The 20,912-nt window shown below is 32.3% G+C and carries 24 protein-coding genes and 3 tRNA genes; 6 read left to right on the forward strand and 21 right to left on the reverse strand.

All coding sequences use genetic code 11. From position 1 onward, the window contains the following. Positions 1-33: 33 nt before the first annotated feature. The 13 genes from B5E87_RS10115 to B5E87_RS10175 form a co-directional block, all read right to left on the reverse strand. Positions 34-1,494 carry a UDP-N-acetylmuramoyl-L-alanyl-D-glutamate--2,6-diaminopimelate ligase gene (locus B5E87_RS10115; protein ID WP_087244809.1) on the reverse strand — a complete coding sequence of 487 codons (1,461 nt, stop codon included), beginning with the start codon at positions 1,492-1,494 and terminating at the stop codon, positions 34-36. A 32-nt stretch (positions 1,495-1,526) separates the two neighbouring features. After that, positions 1,527-2,543, reverse strand: coding sequence for a PTS sugar transporter subunit IIC (locus B5E87_RS10120; protein WP_087244810.1), 1,017 nt, complete (start codon positions 2,541-2,543; stop codon positions 1,527-1,529). Then, positions 2,530-3,279, reverse strand: coding sequence for a putative ABC transporter permease (locus tag B5E87_RS10125; RefSeq protein WP_087244811.1), 750 nt, complete (start codon positions 3,277-3,279; stop codon positions 2,530-2,532). The genes B5E87_RS10120 and B5E87_RS10125 overlap by 14 nt, the downstream gene beginning before the upstream one ends. Before the next feature lie 72 nt (positions 3,280-3,351). Beyond that, entirely contained in the window at positions 3,352-4,308 is a 957-nt protein-coding gene (gene bsh / locus B5E87_RS10130; protein WP_087244812.1) for a choloylglycine hydrolase, read from the reverse strand. Between the two features lie 84 nt (positions 4,309-4,392). Then, positions 4,393-4,468 (reverse strand) — tRNA-Ala (locus B5E87_RS10135). Positions 4,469-4,484: 16 nt separating this feature from the next. Further along, a tRNA-Ile gene (locus B5E87_RS10140) sits at positions 4,485-4,561 on the reverse strand. A gap of 24 nt (positions 4,562-4,585) precedes the next feature. Further along, positions 4,586-4,662: transfer RNA gene (locus B5E87_RS10145), tRNA-Ile, on the reverse strand. Positions 4,663-4,737: 75 nt separating this feature from the next. Further along, on the reverse strand, positions 4,738-5,406 hold the full coding sequence (locus B5E87_RS10150) for an N-acetylmuramoyl-L-alanine amidase family protein (RefSeq protein ID WP_087244813.1): 669 nt from the start codon (positions 5,404-5,406) through the stop codon (positions 4,738-4,740). 68 nt (positions 5,407-5,474) lie between these two features. Beyond that, on the reverse strand, positions 5,475-6,842 hold the full coding sequence (locus tag B5E87_RS10155) for an MATE family efflux transporter (protein WP_087244814.1): 1,368 nt from the start codon (positions 6,840-6,842) through the stop codon (positions 5,475-5,477). After that, on the reverse strand, positions 6,843-7,469 hold the full coding sequence (locus B5E87_RS10160) for an HAD family hydrolase (RefSeq protein ID WP_087244815.1): 627 nt from the start codon (positions 7,467-7,469) through the stop codon (positions 6,843-6,845). Next, on the reverse strand, positions 7,466-7,915 hold the full coding sequence (locus tag B5E87_RS10165) for an HD domain-containing protein (protein ID WP_158095599.1): 450 nt from the start codon (positions 7,913-7,915) through the stop codon (positions 7,466-7,468). Before B5E87_RS10165 ends, B5E87_RS10160 begins: the two co-directional genes overlap by 4 nt. Then, the gene (locus B5E87_RS10170) at positions 7,915-9,690 is read right to left on the reverse strand and encodes a DUF885 domain-containing protein (RefSeq protein ID WP_087244817.1); all 1,776 of its coding nucleotides are present in this window, start codon (positions 9,688-9,690) and stop codon (positions 7,915-7,917) included. Before B5E87_RS10170 ends, B5E87_RS10165 begins: the two co-directional genes overlap by 1 nt. A 15-nt stretch (positions 9,691-9,705) precedes the next feature. Further along, positions 9,706-10,605 (reverse strand): LysR family transcriptional regulator, encoded by a 900-nt coding sequence (locus B5E87_RS10175; protein WP_087244818.1) that lies wholly within the window; start codon positions 10,603-10,605, stop codon positions 9,706-9,708. Between the two features lie 107 nt (positions 10,606-10,712). Here B5E87_RS10175 and B5E87_RS10180 point away from each other — a divergent pair, with 107 nt between their 5' ends. The 6 genes from B5E87_RS10180 (at position 10,713) to B5E87_RS10205 (ending at position 15,333) form a co-directional block, all read left to right on the forward strand. Beyond that, a complete protein-coding gene (locus tag B5E87_RS10180; protein ID WP_087244819.1) occupies positions 10,713-11,585 on the forward strand; it encodes an aldo/keto reductase in 873 nt (290 codons plus the stop codon). Further along, entirely contained in the window at positions 11,582-12,430 is an 849-nt protein-coding gene (locus B5E87_RS10185) for an aldo/keto reductase (RefSeq protein ID WP_087244820.1), read from the forward strand. The genes B5E87_RS10180 and B5E87_RS10185 overlap by 4 nt, the downstream gene beginning before the upstream one ends. 32 nt (positions 12,431-12,462) lie before the next feature. Beyond that, positions 12,463-13,143 carry a flavodoxin gene (locus B5E87_RS10190; protein ID WP_087244821.1) on the forward strand — a complete coding sequence of 227 codons (681 nt, stop codon included), beginning with the start codon at positions 12,463-12,465 and terminating at the stop codon, positions 13,141-13,143. A gap of 3 nt (positions 13,144-13,146) precedes the next feature. Then, on the forward strand, positions 13,147-14,109 hold the full coding sequence (locus B5E87_RS10195) for an alpha/beta hydrolase (protein ID WP_087244822.1): 963 nt from the start codon (positions 13,147-13,149) through the stop codon (positions 14,107-14,109). A gap of 179 nt (positions 14,110-14,288) precedes the next feature. Further along, positions 14,289-14,960, forward strand: a complete 672-nt coding sequence (locus B5E87_RS10200; protein ID WP_206399294.1) for a flavodoxin — start codon at positions 14,289-14,291, stop codon at positions 14,958-14,960. A 25-nt stretch (positions 14,961-14,985) separates the two neighbouring features. Next, positions 14,986-15,333 carry a hypothetical protein gene (locus B5E87_RS10205; protein WP_087244823.1) on the forward strand — a complete coding sequence of 116 codons (348 nt, stop codon included), beginning with the start codon at positions 14,986-14,988 and terminating at the stop codon, positions 15,331-15,333. A gap of 119 nt (positions 15,334-15,452) precedes the next feature. Here B5E87_RS10205 and B5E87_RS15435 read toward each other — a convergent pair whose 3' ends face one another. The 8 genes from B5E87_RS15435 to B5E87_RS15075 all read right to left on the reverse strand — a co-directional run bounded on the left by B5E87_RS15435 (position 15,453) and on the right by B5E87_RS15075 (position 20,725). Further along, on the reverse strand, positions 15,453-16,016 hold the full coding sequence (locus B5E87_RS15435) for a transposase (RefSeq protein WP_241147162.1): 564 nt from the start codon (positions 16,014-16,016) through the stop codon (positions 15,453-15,455). Further along, on the reverse strand, positions 16,013-16,759 hold the full coding sequence (locus B5E87_RS15440) for a hypothetical protein (RefSeq protein WP_241147163.1): 747 nt from the start codon (positions 16,757-16,759) through the stop codon (positions 16,013-16,015). Before B5E87_RS15440 ends, B5E87_RS15435 begins: the two co-directional genes overlap by 4 nt. Before the next feature lie 393 nt (positions 16,760-17,152). Then, entirely contained in the window at positions 17,153-17,473 is a 321-nt protein-coding gene (locus B5E87_RS15445) for a type II toxin-antitoxin system death-on-curing family toxin (protein ID WP_342670400.1), read from the reverse strand. A 6-nt stretch (positions 17,474-17,479) separates the two neighbouring features. Further along, positions 17,480-18,109 (reverse strand): RhuM family protein, encoded by a 630-nt coding sequence (gene rhuM / locus B5E87_RS10215; RefSeq protein WP_224759593.1) that lies wholly within the window; start codon positions 18,107-18,109, stop codon positions 17,480-17,482. A gap of 515 nt (positions 18,110-18,624) precedes the next feature. Beyond that, on the reverse strand, positions 18,625-19,056 hold the full coding sequence (locus B5E87_RS10220; RefSeq protein ID WP_087244824.1) for a PH domain-containing protein: 432 nt from the start codon (positions 19,054-19,056) through the stop codon (positions 18,625-18,627). A 195-nt stretch (positions 19,057-19,251) separates the two neighbouring features. Then, positions 19,252-19,989 (reverse strand): CPBP family intramembrane glutamic endopeptidase, encoded by a 738-nt coding sequence (locus B5E87_RS10225; protein WP_087244825.1) that lies wholly within the window; start codon positions 19,987-19,989, stop codon positions 19,252-19,254. 31 nt (positions 19,990-20,020) lie between these two features. Beyond that, positions 20,021-20,491 (reverse strand): hypothetical protein, encoded by a 471-nt coding sequence (locus B5E87_RS10230; protein ID WP_158095600.1) that lies wholly within the window; start codon positions 20,489-20,491, stop codon positions 20,021-20,023. Positions 20,492-20,587: 96 nt separating this feature from the next. Further along, the gene (locus B5E87_RS15075) at positions 20,588-20,725 is read right to left on the reverse strand and encodes a hypothetical protein (protein ID WP_158095601.1); all 138 of its coding nucleotides are present in this window, start codon (positions 20,723-20,725) and stop codon (positions 20,588-20,590) included. Between the last annotated feature and the right edge of the window lie 187 nt (positions 20,726-20,912).

Here is a 20,912-nt window from a genome sequence, read left to right on the forward strand (position 1 = left end):
TCACCAAGATACTATATGAATGAAAAGTCTTTTTTAGTCCTCCTGTTGAAAATATTCTTCAATGATTTGTCTTTCACTAAAAGGTAATGGTTCTTCATCCAAAATCTGATAATCTTCATGCCCTTTTCCTAGACACAAAATAATATCATGAGCTTCAGCATGCTCAAGAGCATAATGAATGGCTTGTTGACGATCTTCTATAACAATATATTCCCCATTTTCTTTATTGATCCCCTCAATAATATCCTGACAGATTTTTTGTACTGATTCGCCACGTGGATTATCTGCTGTTAAAATAGAGAAAGCATGATATTTTGCGACAATTTCTCCAGCTCCATAACGTCTATGCACATCTCTATGTCCACCTAATCCATAGACACAATAAATACGGTGAGGATGATATTCACTCATAGTCGATAAGATACTATCAAAAGATAACGCATTGTGTGCATAATCAATAAAAACTGTATATGGACGAGGAACTGGTACCATTTCTACACGTCCTTTTACACTGACTTGTTTTAAAGCTTCTTGGATATAAGGAACATCTATATCTAAAAGATGACATATCATAATTGCGACTAATGAATTATAGACACTAAATTTTCCAGGTGTATTCGTTTGAAATGATGCTGAAATAACACCATTTGTATCAAATGTCACACCTAATATATTATCTTGACGATAAAGATTGATGTTGCAAGCCTGTAAATCACTTTCCTGATCTATAGAATAAGTTTGAATCTGACAGTGAGCACGATCTATCATATCTAAATAATGTTCATCATCCTTGTTGAATAAACCAATGCGACACATTTGAAACAATTGTTTTTTACATGACATATAATGTTCAAAAGAGCGGTGCTCATTTTCACCAATATGATCAGGTGATAAATTCGTAAAAACACCTATATCAAAATCAATACCTGTTACACGGTCTAACATAAGTCCCTGTGATGAAACTTCCATAACACAATATTCACAACCTGCTTCCACCATTTCATGCATTAATTTTTGCAGTTCAAAAGATTCAGGTGTGGTATTCTTTGTTTTTCTAAATTCACCATTTACAATAGAACCAATTGTTCCAATGATGCCGACTTTTTTATGAGCCTTTTCTAAAATAGAAGCCACCATATAAGATGTTGTTGTTTTCCCTTTAGTTCCAGTAATCCCGATGACTTTCATTTGACGACTTGGATGATGAAAGAAAGCACAAGAAAGTAACGCTAAAGCCTTTCTTGCATTATCAACTAATAAATAAGTGATTCCTTCCTGATATTCCACTGGATGCTCAATCACAATAACCTTTGCACCTTTTTGAATAACCTGATCAATAAAAGAGTGTCCATCAACCTTTGCGCCAGGAATACAAACAAATAGACTGCCTGATTGAACTGTTCTGGAATCATAATCTATTTGTGAAACTTCTTCATCTAAATGTCCTTGAATGAACTGATAATTCATTTCATCTAGTAATTCATTTAATTTCATTTTCCTCACCATTCCTCATTTGATATCTATCTTTAAATTTGAGATATTTGTAAATCCCCATTTTTTATGTAATTTAATTTTCTAAATGCTTTATACATACTATAACAAACAACCATTGGCAAAACAACATCTATCAAAAACAGTGGTATCCAATAAGTTGTTGCCATGATTGAAAATGAATCCGTTAATCCTAATAATCCTGTTAGTCCCATAGCTGAACCTTGCACACTGCAACGTAAAGAAAAAAGCACTGAAATCATTCCACTTAACATACTGGCAAGTAGTGGTGGTATCCATATAACAGGTCGTTTGACAATATTTTTAAACTGTAAAAGACTTGTCCCTAAACCAATAGCCAAAACTTCACCAAAACGATTATCATTCATTGACATCACAGCAAATCCAATCATTTGACTACATACTCCAGCCAGTACAGCTCCTAAAACAACACCATTAAAATCAACCATTATACTTGTTAAAAGTAAAGATGAAAGTGGTGATGTTGTGATGACACCAGCTAATAAAGCAACTAGCATTCCCATTAAAACAGAAGGCATTGTTGCACATTGTTTCATTACACTATTGAGCCAGAAAGAAATTTGATGCATAAATGGTCCTATAAGCCAGACAACCAAACCAGCACAGCCAATTGACATAACTGGTACCAGCCAAATATCAAAAGGTGTTTTTCCCTGTACCAAACGCCCTACTTCAATTGCTAAAATGACAGCTATATAAGCTAACAATGGATTCCCCGTCGCAAGCGATATCTGACCGCCATCTACAACAATTGTTCCGGCACCGATCGTTCCAGCCAGCAATGCCGTCAACAAATTCATCCCTCTAGCATCAATACATAAGCCCATTGCAATACCAATGGCAGGTCCCATTAAATAACCAAGCATGACTCCCCATTGATAAAGCATATTGATATGAACAGCCGTCCCAATCTGTTTCAAGATGATACCAAAGACAACACTCACAAAATAGCCATATGCCAATCCATTCAATGTTCTTACAATATAATTTTCATGTCTATTTCTTGCCATCCTGTTTTTCCTCTTTTCTTTGATGATTCATTAATGCAGGGAAAGCTTTCATAATACGACGCTCACTCATAGATTTATCATGTATCCATTGACGATAACTTGAGATATCATTTTCTTTCCATAAATCCATTAATTCATTAAAACTGTGTTTACTTTGTTCAACATCATCAATCAATTTTTGCATTGATGATTCTATATCCTTCATAAATTCATCTAAACGTTCATCCAAATGTGTTAATGATACGACTGTAAAAATAAGATCAATGATAAATATTGTCGTTAACATTGTTGCTATCACAACCAATGTAATTAAGCCATGTTGCATGATTTTTTCTAACAAATAAGGTTGAACAAATTTCACTGCAACAACACTAAAAACACCAAAAACTAAAAAACCTTCTAAACAAACTCTTCCATTAACATGAAAAGCTTTATCAGAATAATCCCACCATCTTCTATGATAAAGTTTCTCCATAGCCCATGATGTTATATATTCAATCACACAGGCCACAAATGCTCCTTCAATAAAAACAGATAAATAACTTTCATTAGCAGAAAATAAAAGAGAGACAGTGATGGCTCCAAAACCATATATTGGAACAATAGGTCCATTTAAAAAGCCACTATTTTTAATTCTATGACGCGTCATAATTGGACATATCAAAGATTCCCAAATCCATCCTGCAAAACCATATATATAAAAAGTTACAATATAAGCACTAATATATTTTTCCATAATAAACTCCTTATCTAGAAATATTATACTTCGTTTTTATGATTAAGCAAGAAAAAAACTGCTTACGCAGTTTCATTGATATTGAATATTTTGTTGTCTATTTAATGGGTAGATGGATAATTGTGAAGCAGAAACTTTATTTTTCATTTGAATACAATGAATTTGATTATTTTCATATGTCTTGTAATAATAAGCCCCTTCATTCATACTCATACAACAAGAATAAACCGTATAATCATCCTGATTTTGTGCTGTTTTCACTGAACCTTTGACCATTGCTACAGCATCTAAAATATGAAAAATCTGACTGACATTCTCTTCTTCTTTTTCACTCATCACAGCATTTTCCTTTAACCACAATGTTTTCACAAAACGTGAAGCAGGTGAAAAATCACCAGGAATACCGATTGTCCCAAATCCGTTTCCATAAGGCTTCAATGATTGGTCCGTTAAATGATCTTGAGGATAAGACGATGTTAAATGCATATAGTTATGGACATTCCATTGATGATACGGATAAGGTGGATTGTTGGTTAAAATATGAAAAGCATCTTGATAAACCTGCAATCCTGATTCTGTTGATTCCAGAATCAGACTCTCTTTTTGATCGGCAATAATCCAATGTAAAGGTGCTAAAGGCAATTTTTCGTGGAATGGAATATCCAAAAGATGAAAACGATCAATAACCTTTTTGACCTCTTGTACGCTTTGATATTGCCCTAAAATATAGGGAATGAGTTCATAAGGCGTTATATTGGTTTTGTTGGCCTGTTCAGGAAAATAACGAGCATTCCCTGGAAAATATAAGCCAGCCATGCATAATCCCTTTTCATTCATAGCTTCAGCATATAATGGATAATTTTCCACGACTGTTGCCATACCAATCATTGCATATTGATTTTTAAACAATGTTCCATTTTTTAATGGAAAAGAATAATGTCTTGGTGTCAATACAACCTGTTCACCAAATGTTGTTTCCAGATCTAAATTTCTACCAAAATACCCATTTAATTGAAATGCTGTACACATATCAAAATCACCTCATTACCATTATAGACCAATTTCTATCAAATAACAAAAAAACCTATATTGATATATAGGTTACATACATAATGGTGGAGCTTAGCGGGATCGAACCGCTGACCTCCTGCGTGCAAAGCAGGCGCTCTCCCAGCTGAGCTAAAGCCCCATTATTCAATTATACATGGTGGGCCTGAATGGACTTGAACCATCGACCTCACCCTTATCAGGGGTGCGCTCTAACCAGCTGAGCTACAGGCCCATGTATATATATAACAGTTATTAATGGTGGGCCTGAATGGACTTGAACCATCGACCTCACCCTTATCAGGGGTGCGCTCTAACCAGCTGAGCTACAGGCCCATTAACGACTGCCCTAATATATTAGCATAGGCTTCTTTTTTCGTCAATACTTTTTTTATTTTTTAAGATATATTTTTATAATGGAGCAGATAAAGCCTGAAAGTAACCCTGTATTCCATCACTAATCACTGTCGCCAGCTTTTTATGATAACTGCGACTTTTTAACTGTCCTCTTTCATTAGCATTAGATAAAAAGCCACATTCAATCAATACTCCCAGTGATTGTGTTGCACGCAAGATATAAAAACTACTTGATGAAATATTTTTCCTTGTTCCCGTTAAGGTTTTCATTTGATTATGAATACTATCAGCTAATCTTTTCCCATCCTCACTTTTTTTATAATAAAAAACTTGTGATCCCCAGGCACTAGAATTTGAAGAATTCAAATGAATACTTAAAAATAAATCTGGCTGATATTCATCAATCTTTAACGCTCTTAAATACATATCATCCTGTTTAGAATAGTTATAATTTCTTCTTGTCATATCCTGGTCATCTGTTCTTGTCATATAAACCGTTGCTCCACGTGATTCCAATTCTTCTTTCAATGCAAAACTGATTTTCAAATTTAATTCATCTTCATCGACTCCAGCAATACTCGCTCCATTGTCTAAACCCCCGTGACCAGGGTCCAAAACTATCACTCTTTGATTTAACAATTGTGATGATGAAACATGAATAACTGGTTTATATAAACATGTACATAAAGCAAAAAGAATAATAAAAGACATCATTTTTTTCATATGAATCATCACCCGTTTATTTATATGAAAAAAGAAATGTCTTTATGCTTAGAGTCTTTCTCCTTATATTAACCTTTAGCGACAGATAAACGTTTTTTCTTCAAATCTTTTCCAATTGTCAACATCATTGTTAAATAACATGCGCCTCCACCAATAAAGTTACTGATAGCTTCAGCAATAAAAACACCATCAATACCCATATATATAGGCAAAATCAAAGTCAATGGAACAACAATTATCACTTTTCTAAAAAGTGAAAAGAAAACCGCCTGTTTAGACTTTCCTAATCCTACCGCCACAGCTTGCCCCGTCATTTGAAAAGCCATCATAAAAAAGCCAAAAAAGTATAAATGAATAGCTTGCGTTCCATGTGTTATGATTTCTGGATTATGACTAAAGATCTGAATATAAAATTGAGGAAACAAAGTAATACTGAGCCATAAAAGAAAACTCGTTAAGAAGCAAGTGATTGTTGTAAAACGAATAGCTTTTAAAACTCTTTGATATTGTTTAGCTCCATAATTATAGCCAAGCACTGGCTGTGAAGCATTAGCTAAGCCTTGTCCTGGTAAAGATACAACCTCTCTAATAGAATTAATAATTGTCATAATCGCAATATAGAAATCTCCACCATATGTCTGAAGTGTGGCATTACAAACAATTGTAACAACAGAATTTGTCAATCCCATCATAAATCCAGCCATCCCTAAAGCAAATATTTTTTTCACATGTTTTATTTTTAATTTCAGTCTTTCTTTTTTTAATTTCAATATCGTTTTTTGACCTGTTAAAAATTGGAATGTCCATAAGGCAGATACAAACTGTGATATTACAGTTGCAAGCGCTGCGCCTTTGACTCCCATTGCTAAAACAAAAATAAAGATAGGATCCAAAATAATATTTGTTATAGCACCTAACAAAACTGTCATCATGCCTATTTTCGCAAAACCTTGACTATTAATAAAACTATTCATGCCTAAACCAATCAAAACAAATGGCGTTCCTAATAAATAAATACTCATATAATCATTTGCATATGTAATGGTATTCTGACTGGCTCCAAAAGCCCATAATAACGGTTCTTTAAACAACAGTCCAATGATCATAATCAAAACTGAAAAAAGAATCAGTAGAGAAAACGAATTCCCCATAATTTCTTCTGCCAAATCATGATCTCCACTTCCTCTCGCTATAGAACAAAGTGGTGAACCACCCATACCAAATAAATTCGCAAAAGCAATAATAATTGAAATTAATGGCAAACATAAACCTAAGCCGCTCATCGCAAGAGTGGCTACATCAGGTAATCTTCCAATATAAATACGATCAACAACGTTATATAAAATATTGATAAACTGTGCAACAATCATTGGTCCAGCAATATGTAAAATATGCTGGGATACATTTCCTAATGCAAAGTTATTTTGATCTTGCATTTATATAAGCTGTAATAAATCTAATGGTTTTTCTAAAACAATTGTTGCATTTTTCATTTCTTCTTTAGCGACATTACCCCATTTGGCATATCCAAAATCTATATGAGCATTTTGAGAAGCCAATTCATCTGAACGAGCATCACCAATATAAATCACTTCATCAGGTTGAAGCTGTAATCTTTTTAAACATTCTAATAAAGGTGTTGGATCTGGTTTATGTTTATCAGTATCTTCTGCTAATATTGTAGCTTTCATATATTTATCCAACCCTTTTTCAACCATATCAATTTGATATTGAGCCTTTGTTTTGGCAGATACCACAGCTTGAATAATCCCTGATTCTTCCAGTTTTATAAAAACCTCTTCAAATCCTTCATAAAGTGTTGCTCCTTCTTCATATTCATTGACATATTGAACCCATTTGGCATATGTTTTTTCTTTATCTTTTATATTTAATTCTTCCATCACTTTCATACCAGGATAAGCCGCAAATTTTAAAACGTCTTCAAAACTCCAATCTTCATTTAATTCTTCTTTAATAATTCTCATTAATGGATACATATTCATATTTAATGTATTTAAAACTGTTCCATCAATATCATAAATAACTGCTTTATACTTTTTCATATCTTTTTTTCCTCTCTTGATAAATCTTCATAAGCTTCTTTTAACCACTGATGTGGATATAAAATACGTTTATGTTGTAACTGTTCTTTTAAAAATAAATAAGCACTATATGCTAATGATATCTTCATTCCTTCTTCAATAACATCTAAATAAGGAGGAAACTCTTTGATGCAGCAGGAATGGATACTTTTTTCGGATGGACCTATTGTCCAGGCATTTTGTAACGCTATTTCCATCATTTGATTGTGAGAAATCACAGCACTGATGTCGTGTAATAAAGCTGCCTGATAACATTTTTGAGGATCAACTCCAAATCTATGAGCAAGTTTCAGACTCTCATTTGCAACTTTCAGACTATGTTCTTTCGTATAAATACATTGATATGTATCAAAAAACTGGCAAACATTCTCTTTTAAACTCAAATCTGGTGATATAAGATAGTCCATCATTGGCTATTCTCCACATAGCGATCAATATGACGTTCTACGACATCAAATGGCGCTGTTCCCGTTTCTAATAACGCTTCATGAAATAACTTATGATCAAAATTGTCCCCTAACGTTTCTTGAGCTTCTTCTTTCATTTGTGCTATTTTTTCATATCCAACATAATAAGGAACAAATGCTGCTGGATTAGCTTGAAGCTGTTTATATAATGCTGACAAAGACTCTTCATCTAAAAGCATTCCATTGTCTTCTAAAAAATCAAGAACATCACTTTGACTCCATCCTTCATAATGAATACCAATATCTATCAAAATCGTTAAACTATTATTCAATAATTCTGCTTCTTTATATAACTGCAAAACATCTTCATCAATTTTATCTGTTAAATACTTTAAACATTCATATTGTGCATATGTCGCATAGCCTTCGCTATATGCCTGACAGCTGGCAATGGCTTTTCTAAAATTGTTTGTCTGATTTTCATACATATACGCATATTGATACATGTGTCCTGTTAGCCCTTCATGTGCCACTGTCGCATATGTTGATATCGTCTTGACATCATTTGTTTTAGGATTGACTCGCAACTGTTTCACTTGTGTTCCATCTAATGTAGGAATATTAAAATAAGCTGTTACCCCTGAATCAGAAGCTAAATTTTCATTGACATCTTGAATTTGATATGACAGTTGATCAACTTCAGGAAAATCTTGCGATAAATTTTGTTTAATAAACTTCAAAATTTCATCGTAACTCTGGAAATTTGTTTGAGGGAAATTCCCATTTGTATAATCTTCATAAAGCTCAGGATTTTGAATAGCTAATACAACCAGACGTTGCATATGCTGATGAAAAGCATCTTCCATCATATTTTTGACTTCTTCTACTGTTTGATCAGTTCCACTATTTTGTTGTAATAATAAAGCATAGTATTCTTTACCATCTTTGAAATGAGCGAGTCCCTGCTCATTATTGGTACCATCTTTAAGATGAGATAAAGTAGTTATGATTTCTTGATAAGCTGGAAAGAAAGACGTTTGAAAAGCGTCTTCCATTTGTTGTTTATAATCTTCTTTCTTTTGCTTTGTGATATCTAGATTTTCAATATTTTCATAAACAGCCTGTAAAACAGGACTATGATCTTTTTGATCTAAAATTCTTTGACAATAAGTTAACACTGAATCAAAATCAATCATTAACAAACCTTTTTGAGCTTGTGTTTTTGTATAATCTAAAGCTTCTTGCGTATAGGGTAAAATATCTTTAACCATGACAATCATATTTTTTAAATCTTCTTCATTTCGTATGTCCCAATCAGTTAGTAAAGTTGGATATTGATAATGTAAACCTGTCATACTGGCAAATAAAGAACCATAATAATCAAATTTTTCATCACTCAATTTTTGATCAATTGATAATTGTGTTTTATAAATATCATAAGAATCTTTTTGATCTTCAGTTAAAGCATCATAATCAAATCCCATTAATTGTTCATAGGTATCATTTAACGCCTGTTTGAGTTTTTGCTGGTCATCTTGAGATGCACCCATGCCTAGTCCAACTTCTACCTGACTCATATCAATTCCAAAATCATCTGGATGAGTCACATAAGTATGTAAAGTCACATAATCGTTTTCCATCGTTTCTATAAATTCCTGATTTAAAAATTGATCAAACTCTTTTTGAACTGTCACATTATCTTGCTGGCATCCTACCATGCAAAAGAATAATGTTATGGACAATAAAAACTGGATTGACTTTTTTAAATATTTCATATTTTTCCTCATGTCTTATTTGTTGTTATCTACACTTTCCGTGACTTGACTGACATCTTCCCAATGTAAGTTTTGAACTTCTGTTAGTAGTGATGAAAATATTTTTTTATCTGTTTTTCTATAAATCCCATAATACATCACATGTGCCTGTGGATCACTAATAGGAATAGCCTTGCGATTTTCTGATTTTCCTTCCTGTTTCATTGTAATATCACTTCTAAAATGAGGTAATGCCGATGCCTTAATCAATTCATTGAAAACCTGCCCATCTTCCTGAAATAACAAATGTGATTGAGGAATGACTTTTTGACAGATTTCATTCCAGAATCCTATTTTTGACAACAACAGAACACTTTCACCATTTAAGTCATCAAATGATATTTCTGGAAATAAAGCTAAAGGATGTGCTGGTGGTACAGATAAAAAGAGATTTTCTTCAAATAATGGCACACATTCATAATCAGAATCATCAATAGGATGATGAAAAACAATAATAGAAAATTCATAATTTTTTAATCCTTGCAGTAAAATGTCTTCTCGAGAATCAAGAACATCATGAATTTGCATTTCAGGGTATAATTTTTTGAAAACATGACGTAATCCCCAGATTGGTGCTGGTGCACAGGACCCAATTTTCACTTCGTATTGGCTGCGATTATAGGCCTGCAAAGTATTCACAATCTTTTCTTTATCATTTAAAAGTTTCTCAAAAAGTTCCACAGCCAATTTCCCATTTGCATTCAATTCAACTTTATTTTTCTTACGGTCAAAAAGCTGAATACCTAATTCATCTTCCAGACGTTGAATCGAACGTGTTAAAGCTGGTTGCGATATAAGTAAAACTTCAGCCGCTTTAGAAATTGTTCCCACTTTCGCAATCGTTAATAACTGTTCTAACTGATAAAATTCAATCATGAATACACCTCCATTTCACTATGCATTTTAATTATAGCACAATAAAATATTGATATTGTACTTTTTTCAACTCTTTTTCTAAAATAACAAGTGAAAGGAGGAAGTCAATGCAATATCAAAAACTCAATAATGGTGTCATGATGCCTATGTTAGGTTATGGAACATTTCAGATTCCACCTTTACAGACTGAAAAATGTATTCTTCATGCCTTAGAAAGTGGTTATCGTCTTATTGACAGTGCGGCTGCTTATTTGAATGAAAAAGAAATTGGTAAAGCTTTACAAAAATCTCAAATTCCTAGAAAAGAACTCTTTATCACAACCAAGGTATGGGTTCAAGATACTGGTTATGAAAAGACAATGAAAGCTTTCCAGACATCTTTAGAAAATTTAGGTTTAGATTATATTGATTTGTATCTGATTCATCAACCTTATGGTGATTACTATGGATCTTATAGAGCCATGGAAGAATTATATATGAAAGGAAAAATCAGAGCACTGGGTGTCTGTAATTTTAGTCCGGAAAGATTTGTAGATTTATATATGAACTGTTCTATTAAACCGATGATTAATCAAATCGAATATCATCCATTCTTTCAACAAAAAGAAGCTCATCACCTGTTTGAACAATATCAATGTATAACACAGGCATGGGGTCCATTGAATGAAGGTCAAAGACATATTTTTGAAAATCCAATATTATTAAAAATAGCAAAAAAACATCATAAAACAGTTGCCCAAATTGTATTAAGATGGCAAATCCAACAAGGAATTATTGCGATTCCGAAAACAATTCATCAAGAACGCATGATTGAAAATATGGATATATGGGATTTTCAATTAGATCAGGATGATTTTATAGAAATGAATAAACTCAATCTTGGTCATAGTGAAATCATTGATTATCAATGTTATTCAACTGCTAAAAACTTAAACAAATTTAAAATTCATGAAAATTCAACAAAGGAGATACACATATGAAAACATTTGAACTCAACAACAAACAACACATTCCTGCCGTCGGTTTTGGCGTTTTTATGATTCCAAACGATGGCCCAACTTACGATGCCACATTAGCTGCTTTAAAAGCAGGATATCGTCATATTGATACAGCTGCTGGATATATGAATGAAAGCGATGTTGGAAAAGCAATCAAAGATAGTGGTATTGATCGTCAAGATATTTTTATTACTTCTAAATTATGGTTACAGGATTATGGATATGAAAATGCGAAAAAAGGGATTGAAAATTCATTAAGACTGCTTGGTGTAGATTACATTGATCTTTATTTATTACATCAGCCCTATGGTGATTATTTAGGAGCATGGAAAGCTTTAGAAGAAGCTTATGAAGAAGGAAAATTGAAATCTATTGGTATTTCTAATATCACTGTCAACTTATGGAATCAATTTAAGGATGGTATGAAAGTCATGCCTGCAGTCAATCAGGTAGAATTTAATCCATTTGTTCAACAAAGAGAACTCAGAAAAGTGATGGATGAAAATCATATTCTTTTAGAAGCATGGTATCCTTTAGGACATGGTAATAAAGAATTATTAGAAAATCCTGTTATTTGTGAATTAGCTGACAAATATCATAAAAATGCTGGTCAGATTATCTTACGTTGGATTTATCAGGAAGGTGTGATTTCTTTACCAAAATCTACAAATCCTGAAAGAATGAAAGGAAATATTGATATTTTTGATTTCGAATTGAATGCCCAAGAAATGGAAAAAATGCGTGCTTTAGATACAGGTAAACCAACACACAATCCTGAAGATCCTGCCAATGAAGTCAGATTATCACAATTAAAGATTCACGATTAAACAACATGATATCAGATTAAGGAGGTCTTCACATGAAAAAATTATGGATCAGTCTACTATGCGCTGGCTCGCTGTTGAGTTTAACAGCTTGTCAAAGTCAGCCATCAACGTCAGAGAATGCATCTCAAAACGAAACAACTTCTACACCAGAAACAAGTCAAATCCAAAATAATGGAAAAATACTCATTGCCTATTTCACAATGCCTGAAACTGATGGAACAGATATGTCTTCATCTGCCAGTCGTGTTATCAATAATGATGAACTGATGGGTGCAACTGAATATGTCGCTAGAGTCATTCAAGACAATACTGGTGGTGATCTATTTCAGATTGAAACAGAGCAGACATATCCTGGAACACATGATCCTTTAGTTGATCAGGCTGCAGATGAACAGGATGAAAATGCACGTCCAGCATTAAAAACAACTATTGACAATTTGGATGATTATGATGTGATTTTTCTTGGTTATCCAAACTGGTGGGGAGATATGCCAATGCCTTTATATACATTCTTAGAAGCATATGATTTCAGTGATAAAACGATTATTCCGTTTAATACTCATGGTGGCAGCCGATTTTCAAGTACCATCAGTACTATTGAAGAATTACAGCCAAATGCAACAGTGACTGAAGATGGTTTAACGATTTCCAGAAATGATGTTACTGATGCAGAAAGTGAAATTGTTGACTGGGTTGAAAGTTTAGGATTATAAACGATGTCTATCAAGAAAGCTTTACTCACATTGACAATATTATCAACATGTCTGGCTGGCTGTTCTTCAAATCAAACTTCTAAGCAGGAAAACACAGCTTTAGAGATTCAAAGCATTCCAGAAAATTATAAATCACCGGCAACACATTCAGGTGAACTCGTTCAACTGGATTATACAACATATGAATCCTTAAGCTATGAATCCCATGACAAAACATTACAGAAAAGTGCTTATGTCTACCTTCCCTATCAATATGATCCCCATCAATCCTATAACATTTTCTATTTAATGCATGGAGGCTGGAGTAATGAAACAACCGTTTTAGGAACATCCTCTAAGCCAACTGAATTAAAATATGCCATTGATCATGCGATTGAAGATGGATTGATGGATCCACTCATTATTGTATGTCCAACTTATAATAATGAAAATCCTGATGATAGTGATAACTATAGTCTAGCTCTGACATTAACGGATAACTATCATAATGAACTAGTCAATGATTTAATACCAGCTGTAGAAGGAAAATACAGTACGTATGCCAAAGATACAACGCCTGAAGGTTTACGTCAATCACGAGATCATAGAGGTTTTGGTGGTTTCTCAATGGGTTCAGTCGCAACTTGGCATACTTTTGAATACTGTCTTGATTATTTTCGTTATTTCATGCCTATGAGTGGCAGTTTAACTAGTGATGGAGATTATATGACTTCCATTGTGGAAAATGCTGGTTATTCATGGAATGATTTCTTCATCTTTGCCTTTTCTGGTACTGATGATTTTGCCTATCAGTCATTCACATCACAGATTGAAGCCATGAAAAATGCAGATAACAACATCTTTCGTTTCGCCAATGATGAAACAAAAGGAAATTTAAACTATCTGATTAAAGAAGGAGCTTCACATGATGCTAAAGCTTCTCATGAATACACATACAATTGTTTGTTGTGGTTTTGGAATCATTAATTCAACTTCCCATTATTTCAACAACACATTCCAAAATCAAACATTCTTTTGTATCACATTTCCATACAATATTTTTCCTCCCCAATAACATATTTATGCCTTTCTAAACCTTCATGCCATATTGAAAAACAGTTGTTTTGGGGAGAACTTTCATAAATCACTTCAAGGAGGTCTTACCAATGAAATACATCAAAAAAACAATCATTTGTCTGATGATGCTTTGCTTGATGACTGCCTGCGCCAGTCCATCTGATTCACCGTCTGCTTCTCAGGCAAGTCAGAATTCCTATATTCAAGATGGTGATAACATTTTGATTACTTATTTTGCTTCTGGTGAAAACAGTGTAGTTGATGTTGCTTCTTCAGCCAGTGTCACACAATATCAGGGAGAACCTGTAGGAATTGTTCGTGCTTTAGCCAATATGATTCAGGATAATACTAATGGAGAGCTCTTTTCCATTACAACTTCTGTGCAATATCCTCAATCCAGCGATGATGTCATTGATTATGCTCAAGAAGAACAGGATCAAGATGTCAGACCAGAATTAACAAGTCATATTGATAATTTAGAAGACTATGATGTCATCTTTGTGGGTTATCCAATCTGGTGGTATGCTCTTCCTCAAGTCATGTATAGTTTCTTTGATGAATATGACTTTAGTGGCAAAACAATTATTCCATTTTGCAGCCATGCCGGTAGTCAGTTTTCTTCAACAATAGAAACCATTCAGGAACTTGAACCTGATGCACAAGTTGTCGAAGAAGGATTGACAGTCAGTGCTCAAGATGTCGATACAAATCCAGATGAAACAGCAACTCAGGTGAAAGAATGGATTGATAGTCTTGAATAAAAAATTATTAAAGGTGGTGATAGGTATGGGTCTATTGTTAAGTGGATGTGCTTCACAGACAACAGATAATCAAACAACTGCAGTTTCTCAAATCAATGAAAAGACAACTGTCAGTAAGATTGTTCATGATGAAAGATTTGAGAGTTATGGTCAATTTATTTTCCCTATTGAGAGAGGATATGATGAATCACTGACGATCAATCATATTGACTCTTTACTTCCTTATCATAGCCATATCAATACACAAACAACGATTGACGTTCTTAACTATATGACTGATCATCACGATTCTATTTTCTATGATATTTATACAGATGAAGAAAAATCAGCTGATCCAAGCAAAGAGAATACAGGACCAATGTCATTAAGTTAAGATGACAATATTTAACCAGGAATTGTATGGAAATATATTTTTCCTGGTTTTTAATATTTACTCAAGCTCAAAAAATGTAGTCTTGAAACTACATCTGTCAAGGTATATAATAAACTATGTTAGTTATATCTATAGTTAAAGCATACGACAGTCTTTGGCTTGACATGTCGCTTGTATTTTCTGTTGGGTCGAATTGGCAGAATCTCTTTAGCTATCAGATACTCTACAGGTGGATTCTTTCCACCTTTTTTTCTTAGAAACTCTCTGATGATATGTATGGATTTTGTAAAATTAACCCGATATGTATATTTGTTTCTGTCCTTTTTAGGAATCTTTATTTCCTGTACAATCCTTTGACAGAAATTATACATGATCATACGTGCATAGATTTTCTGCTGTATGAGTTTTCTTTTCTTGGCATGCAATGCATTGAGTCCAATGGCATACTTGAGTTCTCGAAAAGAAGTTTCCTCGCCCCATCTCATATTGTAGATTTCACGGATTTCTTCCATTGAGAATTCCTCTCTGCTTAAATTGGTAATAATAGTTTCATATTTATCATCGGATATTTTGAATCTCACGACCCTACAGTTGAACTCATACCAGGGATTCTCTTTGTCCATAAAATCAAATCTCATTGATTTGGTAATAATTTTATATATTTCAGGACAGGCTTTTGTCATTTTTGTTTTAAGGTCAGCATTCTAAACACATCAACATCAAACTCACCATCAGGAAATGGTCCTAGTGACTTGGTGATGCTAGTCGTAGATTCAATGTCTTTAACACGAATGATATATTTATGTCCTGAGTGTACAACATGTTCAAAACCATTGTAGGATTCATAGCCTCTATCGGCAATGAAGATGGCTTTCTGTCCATCATATCTGTCAACAAGTTGACAGAAAGCATCATTTTTGTCTTTTTTGGTTTCACCCTGAATGATAATATCATCATATGTACGTTCTAATAGATCATAACTGGCATTCAAATGATAGGCAGAGTAAGGTTTTGCAAGAGTGCCATGTCTTAATTCAGTTGTTTCATCGTCAAAGATGGTATTGTCAATAGGCAGTTCACTGCCAGCAATGGCCAATAGCCTGTAGCCATGAAATAACTTTTTCTTGAAAGTTTTTTTGTTGAATCCATCAAACAAAGCTTTGAAAGCTTCAGGCTTGATCTTGCTTCTGGCCTGAACAAAGGCAGAGGCAGAAGGAGTATCAATAGAAAAATCATTGAATTTGAGAAGTTCATCCTTGATGGAAGAAGCGCCCATGCAAAGGATAATCTTCATGATAGTTTCAAAATCAAGCTTTCTGTTTCTGGTAAAATCAGCATCAGGATTGACACAGAAGATAGAACAGACTTGAGAAAGTGTTTTGATATTGTGAAAAAGGACGTTTTTAAGATGTTTATAGCTATTCATGATCAAGTACCTCCAAGATATACCTATAAACAATTGGCCTATTATCAATTTTTTATTGATAATAGGCCGCACACTATCGTTGCAATGTCAATACTTTTCTTTGAAAAATAATAAAAAAAGAGAGAGAGGGTATATTTGCAATATAACCCTCGAATGTCATTCAGTCCTTAACTTAATGATATTGCTTCGTATGTTTTTTTCTTTTTCTTACTCATATACTTTCTTGCCTTTCATCAATTTTAAATGCTTCTCTCATCCTCTCATAACAATTATGATTATTGTTTTACTCAAATAACATCCCAAATTCATTGATTTTATTAACACTTTCAATTAACTAAAAGATACCAAAAATGAATTATGGTTAAAACATTTCATTATTAAAGAATATTCCTCTTATTGGATAATTGTCTTAATAAGTTGCATCATAATATCTTTATCTTCTGGTCTTGACGTTGCGACTAATATCGTTAAAGTCGCTAAAGCATCATTATTAATTCTTTCTTTTCCATTTTTATATAATGCATTGTTCTTTTCTAAAAAATATAAAAATATTGTTGCCCCTATTCTTTTATTACCATCAATAAAGCTATGGTTTTTAACAATAAAATATAATAATGCACTTGCTTTGTCTTCAAGTGTTGGATATAAGTGATTACCTCCAAAACTTTGATATATGGTTGATATACTACTTTTAAATGAATCATCTCTTTCAATTGCAAATTAATCTCCTTGGTTTGCAAACATTGTATTGTGTATCAATTTTATACATTCATCATATTGAATAACATAAACATCTTTTTGTCCTTCAGGTACTTCTAAAGTATGATGATCATAATCATCTAATATTTTAAAACCTTTTTGATAAGCTTTTAAAAATTCTAACATAGCATCACTCGATGGTAATTTCCCACCTGCTTCTTTATATTGATCCAGCATTTTTGTAACATATTCAATATCTTGAAAATGTCTATCATTTATAACATATCCTTTTAATAAGTATTCTCTTAATATATTATGAGCCCATTTTCTAAAAAGAATACCATTTTTAGATTTTACTCTATATCCAATACTTATTATCATATCTAAGTTATAATATTCAATTTGTCGAGTCACTTGACGAGTGCCTTCTTTTTGAACTGTCGCAAATTTTGCGACAGTTGAATTATCTAATTCTTCTTTTAATGCATTATTAATATGTCTCCCTATTGTCTTGATATCCCTATCAAACAATTGTGATAATTGTTCTCTATTTAACCATACTGTTTCCTTATTAGAATCAATAGTAACATCTAATACAAAATCTCCATTTTTAAATTGTACAACTTCATTTCTTTCTACTATATCAATCATAATATCACCTTCTTCATCTGAAATTTTATTAATTAACTTATTATATCATTTATTTACATTTATTTCATTAACAAGCACAAAAAAAGACTCAAGATATAATCTTGAATCTTTTTCCGTATTTGTTTTGATTAACGTTTTGAGAACTCCGAAACCTTATAAACTAAGGGTTTTTAAGCCTATTTGTCGCTTACTTGTTGCATTGCCAGAACATCTCAAATCAACATTGAACATATATAAATGTTATGAACAATGTCAAATTCTAATCGAAATTACTTTTATTCATTATCGCTATATTATAGAAAATTGTTGCTTTTTTAAAATAGAATCCATTTTTATAGCTGATTTATATCTTTCAAATCACATATTCTATAAAATAACGAATATATATGAACACAATGAAGGTCTAAGATAATGATTGTGTTGACAGTAATTTCTAGACAGCATGAGAAAGCGACTGACAAAATGGAACCAATCTTATAAATTGATTTCCTCACTTTGTCTAATTAGAGATATTTTTACGAGTATAAGGTATTGTTATTAATCATATTTTGAAGTTCATTAATAAATAAATCTCTATTGATCGGTGATATATAAATAGTATTATATTCTTTTTTGTCTTTATCAATATAATCGATTTGTACTCTTTTTGTTGATGTTGCTGCCGCAGCTATTGAGTTGTTTATTTTAATAATTTTTGTTATTGAAGTATATGGTATATTTATCTTAATAAAACCAAATCTAATTATCAAAGATACCATGTCTAACTTATAATATGAATAACACATTATTGGCAAAAAAATTAAATCAATTATTAATGATGAGCCGATAAGAGTCATAGAGGTGAGGTCAATAATTTTTAAAATACGAATAAATCCTAAAATGGTTAGCAGTATACAAATCAAACTGAATATATAGTAAATAACATCCTTTTTTGTTTTAAATTTCATTTAAATAACCTCCACATATTTAATAGATTTAAAGCCTTTTTGTCGCTTACTTGTTGCATTGCCAAAACGACATATCACACCTATTTACGTTATAGCTAGTATTTTATAGTTTCATAACTACTTTTCAACTCAAAGAAATACCTGTTTTTCTTTATATTGATATAATTTCGATTTTCATACTCTACAAACTGGAATTTATTGTTTTGCTTCTCCACAATACCATAAATATATTGAATATACAAGCATAGCAATCAGTCCTATTACCAATAGAACATTCACTTTAATTATAAATACAGACAAAAGAGTATTTGTCAATCCATGAAAAACACTACAAGCAAAAACACATTTCGTTTTTTTGTAAATTGTCGCCAGCCAAAAGCTCAGTATAACAGCTAACGCTAAGAAAAAGAGAAATGGCATATTTTGTTGCGATGAGCCATTTACAAACCAAAGGGGAATATGCCAAATTCCCCACACAACACCCGTAATGATTGTGGCTATAGGGAAATTCAATTTTTCCTCTAATAAAGGCTGCATAACACCTCTCCAACCTAATTCTTCTTCGCCGCCATATATAAATGTTGCTTGAAGAAAGATTAAAGGCATCAAATACCATGGTAATGCGGAATTAAATTCCCTTGACGATAAACCTATTGTCAGTATTTCAAAAATAGAAAATAAAAACAAAAAAATCAATGATTTCTTTCTGTAGCCAAAAATAAAATCTAATATAGATTTAACCGTGTTTTTTTCTTCTAAGACAAAGAAAGTTGCTATTGTCGGTCCGAATCCTCCTATAATATGTAAAATAGTGCCTAAAGGATGCGAAAATGGGATAATATTTAAACTCGTTAACACAGCAAGTCCAGACCAGGCTATCCCTGTAATAACAAATGTAATTATAAGAAATTTTGCTAACCGTTTAGTATCCAATTCAGTATATCTCCTTTTCAAATTACAATTTTCAAACCATCTTACTCATTATTAAAGCAATAATTAAAGCAATTATTGCAAATCCAACTATGGTTCCCAGCCATTTGACTATTTTCATTTTTGTAGGAATATAAGGTTTTAATTCTTCTGTATTGGGTATATCCCACGCTTTTGTATGTTCTACCCAATACCAGTCAACAAAAAATCTATCAAATAGTCCCATTATATACATTATAAATAAACTTTGAATAAAAATATTTCCAAACTCTTTTGCATCATTTATATAGCAAACCATTAATGGCACTAGAATAAAACAAGGTAAGTATAAAACTATAATTGATATAATGGTTTGTTTCTTTATTTCTTTTTGAGTAGTATATCCTAATTTTATTGCTTTTTCTTGAACATTCTTTTCGTAAAATACAGTAAATTTTTCAGGACCATTTGCTATACCAATAACACAAAACATTAAAAGTATAAAACATAATACTATACCTTCCATTAGTAACATTAGAATTAACATTAAAATCAACTCGCTTTCAAATTTCAATTTATCTAACTAAATTATCTCATGTGGAGTTTTTTATTACAATATAATTTAACTTACATGCTTATTTTTCACAATAGGATGTTTGCTGAGATAATCAGATAGAGTAATACTTTTTGTATCATGAAATACGATATCTTTATCTTCATCTACATCTCGATACACAAGATGATTTTGTTCATCTATCACATCATGGAGAAATAGAGAAATATGGTTAGTTTTTTTGTATCTTACTTGTCGTTTACCGTTTTTAATTTATAAAATTTAACTTCAGTTAAATGTTGGTAATTGATTTTAACTCCATAAAAACGGTGTTAAAGCCCTTTAAAATAAAACATGATATTTTCATCAGTGCTATACTTATATCGAGGTGAAG

The sequence above is a fragment of the Massilimicrobiota sp. An142 genome, assembly GCF_002160725.1.
GTDB lineage: Bacteria > Bacillota_I > Bacilli_A > Erysipelotrichales > Coprobacillaceae > Allocoprobacillus > Allocoprobacillus merdigallinarum.

Excerpts from the sequence above, each read along its gene's own strand:
- B5E87_RS10115 (WP_087244809.1), bottom strand. The coding sequence starts at position 1,494 with ATGAAATTAAATGAATTACTAGATGAAATGAATTATCAGTTCATTCAA.
- B5E87_RS10120 (WP_087244810.1), bottom strand. The coding sequence starts at position 2,543 with ATGGCAAGAAATAGACATGAAAATTATATTGTAAGAACATTGAATGGA.
- B5E87_RS10125 (WP_087244811.1), bottom strand. The coding sequence starts at position 3,279 with ATGGAAAAATATATTAGTGCTTATATTGTAACTTTTTATATATATGGT.
- bsh (WP_087244812.1), bottom strand. The coding sequence starts at position 4,308 with ATGTGTACAGCATTTCAATTAAATGGGTATTTTGGTAGAAATTTAGAT.
- B5E87_RS10150 (WP_087244813.1), bottom strand. The coding sequence starts at position 5,406 with ATGAAAAAAATGATGTCTTTTATTATTCTTTTTGCTTTATGTACATGT.
- B5E87_RS10155 (WP_087244814.1), bottom strand. The coding sequence starts at position 6,842 with ATGCAAGATCAAAATAACTTTGCATTAGGAAATGTATCCCAGCATATT.
- B5E87_RS10160 (WP_087244815.1), bottom strand. The coding sequence starts at position 7,469 with ATGAAAAAGTATAAAGCAGTTATTTATGATATTGATGGAACAGTTTTA.
- B5E87_RS10165 (WP_158095599.1), bottom strand. The coding sequence starts at position 7,915 with ATGGACTATCTTATATCACCAGATTTGAGTTTAAAAGAGAATGTTTGC.
- B5E87_RS10170 (WP_087244817.1), bottom strand. The coding sequence starts at position 9,690 with ATGAAATATTTAAAAAAGTCAATCCAGTTTTTATTGTCCATAACATTA.
- B5E87_RS10175 (WP_087244818.1), bottom strand. The coding sequence starts at position 10,605 with ATGATTGAATTTTATCAGTTAGAACAGTTATTAACGATTGCGAAAGTG.
- B5E87_RS10180 (WP_087244819.1), top strand. The coding sequence starts at position 10,713 with ATGCAATATCAAAAACTCAATAATGGTGTCATGATGCCTATGTTAGGT.
- B5E87_RS10185 (WP_087244820.1), top strand. The coding sequence starts at position 11,582 with ATGAAAACATTTGAACTCAACAACAAACAACACATTCCTGCCGTCGGT.
- B5E87_RS10190 (WP_087244821.1), top strand. The coding sequence starts at position 12,463 with ATGAAAAAATTATGGATCAGTCTACTATGCGCTGGCTCGCTGTTGAGT.
- B5E87_RS10195 (WP_087244822.1), top strand. The coding sequence starts at position 13,147 with ATGTCTATCAAGAAAGCTTTACTCACATTGACAATATTATCAACATGT.
- B5E87_RS10200 (WP_206399294.1), top strand. The coding sequence starts at position 14,289 with ATGAAATACATCAAAAAAACAATCATTTGTCTGATGATGCTTTGCTTG.
- B5E87_RS10205 (WP_087244823.1), top strand. The coding sequence starts at position 14,986 with ATGGGTCTATTGTTAAGTGGATGTGCTTCACAGACAACAGATAATCAA.
- B5E87_RS15435 (WP_241147162.1), bottom strand. The coding sequence starts at position 16,016 with ATGACAAAAGCCTGTCCTGAAATATATAAAATTATTACCAAATCAATG.
- B5E87_RS15440 (WP_241147163.1), bottom strand. The coding sequence starts at position 16,759 with ATGAATAGCTATAAACATCTTAAAAACGTCCTTTTTCACAATATCAAA.
- rhuM (WP_224759593.1), bottom strand. The coding sequence starts at position 18,109 with ATGATTGATATAGTAGAAAGAAATGAAGTTGTACAATTTAAAAATGGA.
- B5E87_RS10220 (WP_087244824.1), bottom strand. The coding sequence starts at position 19,056 with ATGAAATTTAAAACAAAAAAGGATGTTATTTACTATATATTCAGTTTG.
- B5E87_RS10230 (WP_158095600.1), bottom strand. The coding sequence starts at position 20,491 with ATGGAAGGTATAGTATTATGTTTTATACTTTTAATGTTTTGTGTTATT.